The organism is Loktanella fryxellensis (assembly GCF_900110065.1).
GTDB classification, from domain to species: Bacteria; Pseudomonadota; Alphaproteobacteria; order Rhodobacterales; family Rhodobacteraceae; genus Loktanella; species Loktanella fryxellensis.
This window is the reverse complement of record NZ_FOCI01000004.1, coordinates 40,795-52,672: the sequence shown is the minus strand read 5'-3', so window position 1 is coordinate 52,672 and position 11,878 is coordinate 40,795. Positions and strand designations below refer to the sequence as shown.

Sequence of the window (11,878 nt, the reverse complement as noted above, 5' to 3'; positions counted from 1 at the left end):
GGGGAGGAGGAGGTGTGTGGTGGCGTGGGGGAGACTTGAACTCCCGACCTATCGATTATGAGTCGATCGCTCTAACCAACTGAGCTACCGCGCCTTGCCGTGGCGCTTCCGATAAGCGGCCCGGCGGGTGGTGTCAAACCGATTTTTGCAACGATCGCCATCACGGGGTGCCCCGCTTGACAAGCGTCGGGCGTAACCGTTCTGTGGTGCGTCACCGCCAAGAGGAGCGCCGCATCATGTCCACAGGTTTCCTGACCACCCATGTCCTCGATACCGCGCGGGGGATGCCTGCGGCGGGGCTGGTGATCGTGCTCTTAAGGCTGGACGGCGATACGGCGCAGGAGCTGGCGCGCATGACCACGAACGCCGACGGGCGCACCGATGCGCCGATCCTGCCGCAGGGCCGGTTCGCTGCCGGCACCTATGAGCTGGTGTTCCATGCGGGGGATTATCTGCGCGCGACGGGGCAGGACGGCGATGCGCCGCTGTTCCTCGATACGGTGCCGATCCGCTTCGGCATCAGCGACGCGGCGGCGCATTACCATGTGCCGCTGCTGCTGTCGCCCTATGGCTATTCCACCTATCGCGGCAGCTGACGCGCCGCTCAGCTCCGCGTGAAACTGAACGTGGTGAACTGGCGGTAAGGCGCGTCCTCGGTCACGCGGATCGAGGGGAAGCCGTCGTGGGTCGGGGCGTCGGGCCAGTTCTGCGCCTCGAACACCAGACCCTCGTAGGTGCCCTTGCCGAGACGGATCGCCCAGCGGCCGTCGAACAGCTGCATGCCCGGCTGGTCGGTCGCCAGCGTCAGGGTGACGCCGGACTGACCCGTCAGCCACAGCACGTCGCGCAGGGCGGTGGGGGCGTCGGACAGGCAGACGTTGTGATCCATGTCCGGATTGCCGGGCGTCACGACGCGGCCCGCGCGCAGATCCAGCGGCGATCCGGTGATGTCGGCGATCTCGCCCGTGGGCGTGAAATCGGGCGTGGCGGGCAGGTAGCGGTCTGCCGCGACCCGCAGCGTGTGACCCGCCCAGGTCGGGGTGTTGTCGAGGTTCCACATCGCATGGTTGGCGAAGTTCATCAGCGTCGGCTGATCGGTCTTGCCGGTGATTTCCATCGTCAGGGTCGCGGGGGCGATCAGCGTGTAGACCACGCGGATGTGCCGGTCGCCGGGCAGGCCGCAGTCGCCGTCGGGCAGGTGCAGGGTCAGGGTCACGCGGTCAGGTGTCGCCTCGGCGATCTTCCACGGGCGCAGATGCGTGGCACGGCTGCCGGAATGCAGGTGGATGCCGTTCGGCGCATTGCGTTCCAGCTCGTACATCATGCCGTCGATGGCGACGCGGCCGGTGCTGATGCGGTTCACGATGGGGCCGATGACGGACCCGGAATAGCGCATCTCGCCTTCGTAGTCCGCCAGATGGTCGGACCCCAGGGTCAGAGGGTAGTCCACGCCGGACAATCGGACGTCCTGCACCACCGCGCCCCACGTCAGGATGGTGGCGGTCAGATCGCCCGCCCGCAGCGTCACTGCGTCGATATCAAGGCCGTCTGCCGTGGTGCCGAAGTGTGCGATCATGCGAGGCTCTCCCAATGGACCCCGGCCGCCGGGATCGTCGTGCCCTGCCATGTGACAGGCTTGGGTCCGTAATTGAAGACAAAACGATGCCGCGCCGTGTCGCGGATGCGCAATCCGTCCGGCAGTTGCAGCGTGGCAAGGCCCGCCGCATCGCACAGCCCGCCGACGATACCATCGAAGGTCGCATCATCCGGCCAGCCCGCCAGATAGCGCAGGTGATCGCCGCCCATGATCGCAGGCTGGCCGTCCCTGGTGGACAGATGAACGGGCGCGGTGCCTTCCAGGTGTTCGAACCAGTGGCGGAAGCGACCACCGCCCTGCAGCTTGATCTTGTCGCTGGGCGGCAGGCTTTCACATAGGACGACGGTCACGTCAGTGTCGGGCAGGTCGGGGCCCATCGGCACCGGGATCGCCATGTCGCGCGTCTTCAGATCGCTGCGCGGCCCGATCAGGGCGGTGCCCTGAAAGCGCGCGAGCGCGGCGCGGAGGGGATCGGAGATCGTCATCAGGCCGGGGGCGAGGACGAGCTTGTAGGGCGCCAGGTCGGCGGTGTCGGGGGGCAGGATGTCGATGGACAGTCCCGCCCGCCGCAGCGCGCGGTAGGCGGCGAAGGCGAGGCGGAACATCTCGAAATCCGCGCCCTGCGGTTGCGTGTCCCACGCCCATGCGGATTCGTAATCGAAGATCAGCGCCACCTGTGCCGCGACCGGATCGCAGTCGGGCATCGCGGCGATTTCCGCCGCCACCTGCGCCGCCTCGGCCAATGCAGGCGCGGGCTGGCTGTCGGGGCGCAAGAGGCCTGCGTGCATCTGTTCCTGCGCGAAGGGGGCTTGCCGCCAGCGGAAATAGCAGACCGCCTCGGCGCCGTGGGCGAACGCCTCCCACGCCCAAAGGCGGGCCATGCCGGGCAGGGGGGCGGGATTGTAGGGCGCCCAGTTCACCGGGCCGGGCTGTTGTTCCATGACCCACAACCGGCCCTTGCCCACGGCGCGGTAGAGGTCGTGGTGGAACGCCTGATTGTCCGGGTGGCCCTGCCGCAGGAAGGTCTGCTTTTCCTTGGGCGAACCTTCGATCCGGTCCGACAGAAAGCCGATCGGGTAACTGTCCCATGACGCAATGTCGAGGTCGGCCCCTACCGCGTAGTGATCGAACGTCAGCGTGCGGCCCATGTAGTTGTGAATGAGCGGCGCATCGGTCAGCGGGCGCAGCGCATCCACCTGCACCCGGTTGAACGCCACCACCTGATCGGAACTGTAGCGGCGGAAGTCCATGACATGCGACGGATTGGGTTCGGTCACGGTCAGGTTCGGCAGGTCGATCCGGTCGAAGTCGTCGTATTGCATCGACCAGAACACGTTGCCCCACGCGCGGTTCAGCGCATCGGGCGACTGGTATTTCTGTGCCAGCCAGTCACGGAACCCGCGGCGTGCGGCGTCGGAATAGCTGAGTGTGGTCGCATGACAATCGTATTCGTTGTCGATCTGCCAGGCGGCCACATGCGGGTTGCGGCCATAGCGTTCGCCCATCGCCTGCGCGATGCGGCGACATTCTTCGCGGTAGCCCTGATGGCTGAAGTCGTAGTGGCGGCGCGACCCAAAACCGCGCGGGCGGCCTTGCGCATCGACGGGCAGCATGTCGGGCAACTTGTCCAGCATCCAGCGCGGCGGGGTCGCGGTGGGGGTGCCCATCACGACGCGCAGCCCCGCGTCGCCCAGCGTCTGCACCGCCCGGTCGAGCCACGCCCAGTCATAGGTGCCGGGGCTGGGTTCCATCAGGCTCCACGCGAATTCGCCGATGCGGATCCAGGTCAGGCCCGTTTCCTTCATCCGGGCAGCGTCGGTGGCCCACTGCGCCTCTGGCCAGTGTTCTGGGTAATAGCAGACGCCGAGGGTGCGGGGCATGTTGCGCTCTTCTTTTTGAGTATTTGGGGAAAAAGCGAGGACAGGGTCAGAGGATGACGCGGTGTTCCCGCTGGCCGGTATAACGGGTGCGGACCGCATAGGTCGCGCCCTGTGCATCGTCGGGATCGGTCAGGCCTTGCCGGGCGCTGGTGACGTAGAGCGTGTACAGGTCCGTGCCGCCGAACGCCGGGCAGGACGTATGCAGGGCGGGAAAGGCGAAGTGTTCGATGAACGCGCCCCGCGGGTCATAGACCGCCACGCGGCCCGTGCCCCATTGTGCCGAAAACAGGTTGCCTGCCGCATCGACCACGGCCCCGTCCGGGTGGAAGTCGGTGCCGGTCAGATCGATGTGGACCTGCGGGTCGCCAGCAGGCCAGCCATGCGCGTCGAGCGCCACGCGCATGATCTGCTGCGTCGTGGTGTCGGCGAAATAGGCGGTGGTGCCGTCGGGGGCGAAGCTGATTGCGTTGGTGATGGCGAGGTCGCGGTAGAGGTGCCGCAGCTCGCCCCGGTAGTAGCGCCAGATGCTGCCGTGACCGGCCTCAGCGCCGAGGCCCATGGTGCCGATCCAGAACCCGCCCTGCGGGTCGGCGCGGCCATCGTTGGATCGGGTGCCCGCCATGTCGTGTTCCAGATCCATGATCTTGGTCCGGTCGCCCGACGCGATGTCGAAGCGCATCAAGGCGACTTCGGACGCGACCAGCAGCGTGTCGTAGTCGATCCAGCCCGCCGCCGAGACATGACCGTCGAAGTCCCAGTGCTGGCCGCGCGTGTGCATCCGGCGGGTGATGATGTCGAACCAGAACAGCTGCTCACGCTCCGGGTGCCAAAGCGGCCCTTCGCCCAGAATGCAGGGGGTGGGGTCGAAGACGATGGCTTCACTCATGCGATCGCCCCGTCGTAGGCCGCAACGATGCTGCGCGCGCGGGTGGCGATCTGTTCCGTGTCCAGACCGGGGACATAGAGCGCCGTGCCGATCCCGAACCCGTCGGTGCCGGCGGCCAGCCATTCGGCGAAGTTGTCGGGGCCGGCACCGCCGACCGCATAGACCGGGCAGGCGGCGGGCAGGACGGCGCGCATCGCGCGGATCCCCGCAGGACCGATCAGGCTGGCGGGAAAGATCTTCAATCCGTCGGCCCCGGCGGCAAGGGCCGCGAAGCATTCGGTGGGCGTCATCACGCCGGGCCAGCTGGCCATGCCTGCGGCCTTGGCGGCGCGGATCACGTCCGTGTCGCAGTTGGGCGAGACGATCAGGGTGCCGCCCGCATCGGCCACGCGGCCCACGTCGGCGGTGGTCAGCACGGTGCCTGCGCCGATTTCGGCCACGTCGCCGTGGGCGTCCGCCATGCGGCGGATGCTGTCGAAGGGGGTGGGCGAGTTCAGCGGCACCTCGATTCGGGTGATGCCCGCTGCGATGCAGGCGGCGGCGGCGGCCACGGCCTCTGCGGGCGTGATGCCCCGCAGGATGGCGATGATGGGGCGGTGGGTCACGGGCGGTCCTTCCAGCGGCGATGGGCGGCCGTCAGGCCTGCAAGGGTGGCACGGTCGGCGTTCACCTGCGTCGCCGGTGCAGCCTGCGCGCCCAGGGCCGCCACGTAAAGCCCCGCCAACGTGCCTGCGCCGATGACGGCGATCTGCTGCCCAAGCCAGTAGGCGCGGGTCGCGGCAAGTTCCGCGCCGATCAGCAGGCCCGACAGACGCGCGCGGGCGGTGGCGTCGGGCAGCGCGTTCAGCAAGCCTTCGGCCCGCAGGGAGAAGAGCCGCGTGGCAAGGCGTTCGGGGTGCGACAGCGCCTCGTCCACGCCCAGCAGGAAGCCCGCATCGTCCCAGCCCGCGGCGGTGGAATGGCGCAGCACCGTATGCCCGGTGATGGCGGCGAACAGATCACCGGTCATGGCGGTCTGGAAACTGACGACCTCGCCCGCGCTGACATGCGCCCATTTCGTGTGGGTGCCGGGCAGGCAGATCACGCCGTCCCAGCCGGGGTTGAGCGCAAGGAAACCTGCGACCTGCGTCTCTTCACCGCGCATCACGTCGGCGGGGGCGGTCTGTTTCAGGCCGGGGATGATGTGGGTCCGGTCGCCCGCCGCCGTCAGATCGTCCGCCAGCGGCGGACAGGGAACCGCTGCATAGGCCGCCTCGACCCAGCCCTGACGCGAGCCCACCATGCCGCAGGCGATGACCGGCACGCGGGGCCAGTCTGCCGTGAGGCGGTCCAGCGCCGGGGCAAAGCCGTCGCGGGTCAGGCGGCCCATTCCGTCGTCCGACGTGGCCTGCGCCAGCACGGTGCCGCTGGACGACATCGCCCAGACCCGCAAGTGCGTCGTGCCCCAATCGGCGGCGATCCATGTGGCAGACGTGGGACTCATCCGGTGAACGCCAGCCCGCCGTCGATGAACAGGCACTGCGCCGTCATCATCCGCGACAGGTCCGAGGCGAGGAACAGCGCCGTCCCCGGCACGTCGCCCGGATAGAGGTTCTCCGGCAGGCACTGCCGTTCGCGGAACGCGGCGAGATCCTCTTCGGTGTGCACCTCCTCGATCTGCTTTTTCGTCAGCACGAGACCCGGCGAGATTGCGTTGACGCGGATGCCCGTGGGGCCGAAGTCGCGGGCCAGTGCCCGCGTCAGGCCGATGATGCCCGCGTTGGAGGCGATGTAGGGGGCCAGCTTGTCACCGGCGATCTGGTAGCTGGCGGAGGAGAAGTTGATGATCGAACCGCCCTTGCCCATCAAGGCGGCGGCCTTCTGGCAGGCAAAGAAATAGTGGCGCAGGTTGATCGCGATCTGGTCGTCCCAGTCCTGCACGGTGATGTCCGCAGGCGCCATGCGGGTGTCGGTGGCGGCGTTGTTGACCTGGACGCGCAGCGGGCCCTGTTCGGCCACGGCGCGGTCCATCGCGGCATGCAGCGCCGTGGTGTCGGTCACGTCGCATTTGATGAACAGCGGCGTGTCGCCGGTCTTGTCGCCCATTTTGGCGGCGAAATCGGCGTAGTCGCCACGCCCGACGAAACTGACCTTGGACCCCTGACGCAGAAACGCCTCGGTCAGGGCGGCGCCGATGCCGGACCCGCCCCCGGTGATGAAGACGTGGGCACCTGCAAGGTCGGTGAATGTGGCGGTCATTGGCGGTGTCCTTCGAGAATCCAGATGGATGAGGGGACCGCATAGGGTAGGGCCACGCCCTGCGACAGCAAACTTTGACCCGTCAGGGTGAGGGTGCCGGTCTTGAGCGCCGGTGCGCCGCGCGAGAGGGAGGAGATATCCTCCTTGTTGGTCAGCGACACGGTATAGACAGCCTCCGGGTCCAGCCCGGTCAGGCGCAGGGGGCGTGGCGAGATCTGGGCGCTGGTCGCCGCCTGTCCCGCCCAGACGGCGAACCGTGCTTTGTCGTCGGACAGATGCTGTTCGGCGATGACAGAGGCGTCGGCGCTGTCCAGCCGCAGGATGCAGGCCGTGCGCAGCCAGTCGCGGTTGGCCTTGAACCAGCCGGTGACGCGGGTCAGCGTCGCGGCCTCGTCCCCTGTCAGCTCGCGCGGGTCCATCTCGAACCCCATATGGCGGCTGGCGGCGACCCAGGCGCGGAAGGCCATGGTATGAATGCGGCCCGTGGTGTGGCAGGTGCGCGGGCCGACGTGACTCCCGGTGACGCAGGCGGGCAGGAACATCGCGGCGTCCGACTGGATGCGCAGCCGTTCCGCGGCGTCGTTGCAGTCCGACAGCCAGACCCGCTGGGTTTGCGCCATGATGCCGAAATCGATGCGCCCACCACCCGAGGCGCAGCTTTCGAACTCTACCCCCGGATGTGCGTCGCGCAGGCGCTGGAACAGGTGCAGCACGCCGCGCGTCTGGTTCGCGTCCACATGGGGCAGGACGCGGTTGTGGTCCCATTTCACATAGTCGATGTCGTGCGCGGACAGCACCGCGTCGATCTGCGCGAAGAGGTCGTCGCGCACGGCAGGATTGGCCAGATCGAGGACATGCTGCCCGCGGCCCAGCGGCTGGTCCACCGGCCCCAGCACCCAGTCGGGGTGCGCGCGGTAGAGGTCGCTGTCCGTGTTCACCATCTCCGGCTCGAACCACAGACCGAAGGTCATGCCGAGGCTGTGGACATGGTCGATCAGCGGGCCGAGGCCGTCGGGCCACTTCGCTGTGTCGATGGTCCAGTCGCCGAGGCTGCTGGTGTCGTCATGACGCCCCTTGAACCAGCCGTCGTCTAGCACGAAACGCTCTGCCCCCAGGGCCACTGCACGGTCGGCGATGGCGGTCAGATCGGACAGCGTGTGGTCGAAATAGATCGCCTCCCAGCAGTTGTAGTGCACGGGGCGCGGGCGGTCGGGATGCGGCCACGTCACGATCCGGTCGCGCAGATGGCGCTGATAGGCGGTGGCGATGCCGTTCAGCCCGCTGTCCGACCAGGCGAGGTAAAGTGGTGCTGTCTGGAATCGGGTGCCGGGGCGCGGGTCGCTGCGGCTGGCATGGCCGAACTGCACCTGACGGCGACCGTCGGGCAGTTCCTCGGCAAGCATCCGGTGGCCGCCGGACCAGCCATAGTGCAGGGCGTGGGCCTGACCGGCGGTGTGCGTGCAGCCATGGGCAGGCAGGATCAGGGCGGGGAAATGTTCGTGCCCGGTGCGGCCCGTCGGATTGTCGCGGCTGCGGATGCCGGGGATCCAGGGCGTCGTGACGGGCTGGAACTCTCCGTTCCAGCGCCCGGCATAGTCGATCATCGTGTCGGCCAGTTGCGGGCCGGGCAGGACGGGTGCTGCCAGCCAGTCGCACAGCACGGGATCGTCGCTATCGAGGGTCGTCTGCGCCGTGACGATGCCGGTGGCGGGGTCGGCTGTGAACTGGAACGTCAGCGTCAGCGCCAGATCGGCATCGCGCGCGATCAGCGCGAGGCCTTCGTCGGTCGCCAGCGCCTCTGTCACGAAACGGGGGTGCAGGGGCGTGCCGTCCACCCCCCGCACCACCAGGCCTGCTTGCCCCGGAAAGGTGTCCGCCAGCTGCGGGGACAGCGTCAGCGGGGGCAAGGCGTCCAGCATCCCGCCGGTGATGTCCAGTGCCGCAGCCGCAGCGACCTGCGCCAGATCGGCATGGGCGGGCAAAGGCGCGCCCCAATGGGTGCACACGGGCAGGCCCGTGGCGGGGACCGACAGCACGAGGGTCTGCCGGGCGGCGTCGATGCGATGATGGGACATGTGGGGCTTTTCAGTTTATTTCACGGCGCCCAGCGTCAGGCCCGCGATGAAGTGTTTCTGCATCAGAAAGAACATGGCGACCGGGGGCAGGGCGGCGACGATGGACCCCGCCGACACCAGATGCCAGGCTGCGACCCACTGGCCGTTCAGCGACGACAGGCCCGCCGTGACGGGCCGGGTGTCGGCGCTGGTGGTCAGCACGGTGGCCCAGAAGAAGTCGTTCCACACAAAGGTGAAGATCAGGACCGACAGCGCCGCGATCGCGGGCTTCATCAGCGGCAGCACGATGTACCAGAAGATCTGCCAGTCGGCGACGCCCTCGACCCGCGCCGCCTCGATCAGTTCGCGCGGCAATGCTGCGATGAAGTTGCGCATGAACAGGGTGCAAAACCCGGTCTGGAACGCGATGTGGAACAGGATCAGCGCCTGCGGCGTGTCGTAGATCCCCAGATCCAGCGTCAGATCGCGGACGGGCACCATCAGGATCTGGAACGGCACGAAGTTTCCGGCCACGAACATGAAGAAGATCAGCAGGTTGCCCTTGAACCGGTAGATGCCCAAGGCGAAGCCCGTCAGGCACGACAGCGCCACCGCACCCACCACGGTGGGAATCGTCACGACGAACGAATTGCGGATGTATTTCCACAGGTCGTACTCGAACAGCACGCTCCAGTAGTTTTCGAACGCGAGGTAGCTCGGCAGGCCGAAGTAGTTGCCGGATGCGAGGTCCGACGACGGTTTGATCGAGGTCAGCGCGATGCCGAGCAGCGGCAGCAGCCACAGGATCAGCGCGATGGGCAGCATGGCCGAATAGGACCACTGGGCGACAGCACTGCGCTGGGCGATGGGACGTGGAAACATGACTCAGTGACCTCTCTCGTCGCGGACCATCTTCCAGACGAAGCCGGTGATGAAGACCATCATGATCAGGAACAGGACGACGGCGATGGCGGCGCCATACCCCATGCGGAAGCCGTATTCGGACAGGGCGCGTTCGTACATGTAGAACGACAGCACGCGGGTCTGCCCGAAGGGTCCGCCGTTGGTCATGATCGACACCAGATCGAAGCTGCGCAGCGCGCCGATGACGGTGACGACCACGGCGATGAACGTGGCGGGGCGCAGTTGCGGCAGCACGACATACCACAGCATCTTCAGCCCCTTGGCACCGTCCAGACGGGCCGCCTCGATCTGGTCGGGGGCCACGTTGTTCAGGCCGGTCAGATACAGGATCATGCAATAGGCGATCTGCGGCCAAAGCCCGGCCACGATGATGCCGTATGTCGCGTATTCCGGGTTCGCCAGCACCGCCGTGCCAGTGCCGGTCAGCCATTCGGTCAACTGAAAGAACAGGCCGAAGTTCGGCGCATAGAACCACGCGAACATCAGGCCGACGACGACCTGAGATATTACGAAAGGAAAGAAGAACAGTGACTTATAAAGCCGGATGCCCGTCACCGTCTGGTTGAGAAAAATCGCAAGGCCCAGTCCCGCCGGCACGGCCAGCATATACAGGACCAGCCAGACGATGTTGTTCTTGAGCGAGATGATGAAATTGCGGTCCGACCACAGTTCCACATAGTTGCCCCAGCCGACCCATTCCATCGGCGACAGCCCGTCCCAGTCGTAGAAGCTGAACCGGAACGACGCGGCAATGGGCCAGATCACATAGACCGCGAACATGAACAGGCCGGGGGCGAGGAACAGCCACGGCGTCACACGCTGCTGATTGCTTTTCCACCACGACCGCTTGGGTCCGTGGGCGTCTGGCAGTGCGGTCATGGCGATTTCCCCCGGCAAGTCAGATGGCGGCCCCTGTGACGGGACCGCCAATGGTGTGGCCGTTACTGCGCGTAGATGCGCTGACGGTCGCTTTCCAGCCGGTTCAGGATGTCCTCGAGGTTGGCCGGATAGGCCATGAACTCCTGGAACCCTTCCATGCCGCTGGCGGCCATTTCGGCCGTTGCGTCACGGTCAAAGAACTGGGCAAGGCCCGACGCCTCGGACAGCATGGTGAAGCCTGCAGCGAGGTAGGGATCATTCTGGTCCACGGTCGACTGGTTGTTGACCGGCAGCTGACCCAGTGCGGTGTTCAGCTTGGTCTGCACATCGGCCCGCGCGAGGTAGGCGAGGAACAGCTTGGCATCCTCGGGGTTCTTGGCACCCGCGGGGATGTGGACCGTGTCGGTCGGCGCATCCTCGGCCCGTTCCACGTCCGGGTTGATCGTCGGGAACGGGAAGAAGCCCAGCGTCTCGTCGGTCATGCCGCCGTCGCGGAACGTCGCCACGGCGAAGTTGCCCATGACATAGTTGGCGGCCTCGCCCTGGCTCATCAGGGCGGCGGCGTCCTGCCAGTCGATGGCGGCGGCGTTGGCGGTGATGAAACCCGGCTCGACCAGACGGTTCCACTGGGCGAACGTCTCGCGCACGCGCTCGTCGGTCCACGGGATCTCGCCCGCGGTCAGCTGCATGTGGAAATCGTAGCCGTTGGTGCGCAGGTTGAAGTAGTCGAACAGGCCTGCGGCGGGCCACATCTGCGACGTGCCGGTGGTCAGGCAGTCGATGCCCGCATCCTTGAACAGCTGGCAGTTCTCGACGAACTGGTCGTAGGTTTCGGGCACTTCGGCGCCGACCTGCTCGTAGAGCGCTTTGTTATAGTACACGCCCCACTGGTAATAGGTGTAGGGGACGCCCCACTGCTTACCGTCGATGGTCATCGACGATTCGGCGGATGCCAGCTGCGTGGTCAGGTCGTTGTCGGCCCACACGTCGGACACGTCCATGAACTGGCCCGCATCGACGAAGGGTTTCATCCGGTTGCCCGCATACCAGTTGGCCAGATCCGGGCTGTCGGCGGTCAAGAAGTTGCGGATCGCCGTCTTGTAGCCTTCGTGGTCGAACAGGTTCACCTGCACGTCAATCTCGGGGTATTCGGCCTCGAAGTCGGCGATCAGCGCCTCGAACGCGGCCTTGGGCGCGGGGTCGGACGTATCGGTGTTGAAGACGAGTGCCCGCTGCTGTGCCATGGCCGACGTGGCCCCCAGCAAGGCCGCGGTCAGGATCAGGCCGGTGCCCAGCGGGCCGGTCAGACGAGAAGTGCGCAACATGGTTTCCTCCCTGAATTGCGATGCACGTGGTTCCATTATGTGAAACTCAGTTTTGCATATTGATACCTAATCGCGAATCTCCTAGGCTTGTCAAC

At 66.6% G+C, this 11,878-nt stretch carries 11 protein-coding genes and 1 tRNA gene; 1 reads left to right on the top strand and 11 read right to left on the bottom strand.

Translation table 11 applies throughout. From position 1 onward, the window contains the following. Positions 1–17 precede the first annotated feature (17 nt). Positions 18–94 (bottom strand) — tRNA-Met (locus BMX16_RS04525). A gap of 142 nt (positions 95–236) precedes the next feature. Between BMX16_RS04525 and uraH the strand changes: the two genes are divergently transcribed. Further along, positions 237–596 (top strand): hydroxyisourate hydrolase, encoded by a 360-nt coding sequence (gene uraH / locus BMX16_RS04520; protein ID WP_089899378.1) that lies wholly within the window; start codon positions 237–239, stop codon positions 594–596. An 8-nt stretch (positions 597–604) separates the two neighbouring features. Here uraH and BMX16_RS04515 read toward each other — a convergent pair whose 3' ends face one another. The 10 genes from BMX16_RS04515 to BMX16_RS04470 all read right to left on the bottom strand — a co-directional run bounded on the left by BMX16_RS04515 (position 605) and on the right by BMX16_RS04470 (position 11,783). Then, on the bottom strand, positions 605–1,576 hold the full coding sequence (locus tag BMX16_RS04515; protein WP_245731321.1) for an aldose epimerase family protein: 972 nt from the start codon (positions 1,574–1,576) through the stop codon (positions 605–607). Beyond that, positions 1,573–3,477: a beta-galactosidase gene (locus BMX16_RS04510; RefSeq protein WP_089899374.1), complete on the bottom strand. Its 1,905-nt coding sequence runs from the start codon at positions 3,475–3,477 to the stop codon at positions 1,573–1,575. Before BMX16_RS04510 ends, BMX16_RS04515 begins: the two co-directional genes overlap by 4 nt. 46 nt (positions 3,478–3,523) lie before the next feature. Beyond that, a complete protein-coding gene (locus BMX16_RS04505; RefSeq protein WP_089899371.1) occupies positions 3,524–4,363 on the bottom strand; it encodes an SMP-30/gluconolactonase/LRE family protein in 840 nt (279 codons plus the stop codon). Beyond that, positions 4,360–4,968, bottom strand: coding sequence for a 2-dehydro-3-deoxy-6-phosphogalactonate aldolase (locus BMX16_RS04500; RefSeq protein ID WP_089899368.1), 609 nt, complete (start codon positions 4,966–4,968; stop codon positions 4,360–4,362). Before BMX16_RS04500 ends, BMX16_RS04505 begins: the two co-directional genes overlap by 4 nt. Continuing rightward, positions 4,965–5,846 carry a 2-dehydro-3-deoxygalactonokinase gene (locus BMX16_RS04495; protein WP_089899365.1) on the bottom strand — a complete coding sequence of 294 codons (882 nt, stop codon included), beginning with the start codon at positions 5,844–5,846 and terminating at the stop codon, positions 4,965–4,967. Before BMX16_RS04495 ends, BMX16_RS04500 begins: the two co-directional genes overlap by 4 nt. After that, positions 5,843–6,601, bottom strand: a complete 759-nt coding sequence (locus BMX16_RS04490) for an SDR family NAD(P)-dependent oxidoreductase (RefSeq protein ID WP_089899362.1) — start codon at positions 6,599–6,601, stop codon at positions 5,843–5,845. The genes BMX16_RS04495 and BMX16_RS04490 overlap by 4 nt, the downstream gene beginning before the upstream one ends. Beyond that, positions 6,598–8,676, bottom strand: coding sequence for an alpha-galactosidase (locus BMX16_RS04485; protein WP_089899360.1), 2,079 nt, complete (start codon positions 8,674–8,676; stop codon positions 6,598–6,600). Before BMX16_RS04485 ends, BMX16_RS04490 begins: the two co-directional genes overlap by 4 nt. A 15-nt stretch (positions 8,677–8,691) precedes the next feature. After that, the gene (locus tag BMX16_RS04480) at positions 8,692–9,537 is read right to left on the bottom strand and encodes a carbohydrate ABC transporter permease (RefSeq protein ID WP_089899356.1); all 846 of its coding nucleotides are present in this window, start codon (positions 9,535–9,537) and stop codon (positions 8,692–8,694) included. A 3-nt stretch (positions 9,538–9,540) separates the two neighbouring features. Then, positions 9,541–10,458, bottom strand: a complete 918-nt coding sequence (locus BMX16_RS04475; RefSeq protein WP_089899352.1) for a carbohydrate ABC transporter permease — start codon at positions 10,456–10,458, stop codon at positions 9,541–9,543. 62 nt (positions 10,459–10,520) lie between these two features. Continuing rightward, positions 10,521–11,783: an ABC transporter substrate-binding protein gene (locus BMX16_RS04470; RefSeq protein ID WP_177174566.1), complete on the bottom strand. Its 1,263-nt coding sequence runs from the start codon at positions 11,781–11,783 to the stop codon at positions 10,521–10,523. Positions 11,784–11,878: the final 95 nt, after the last annotated feature.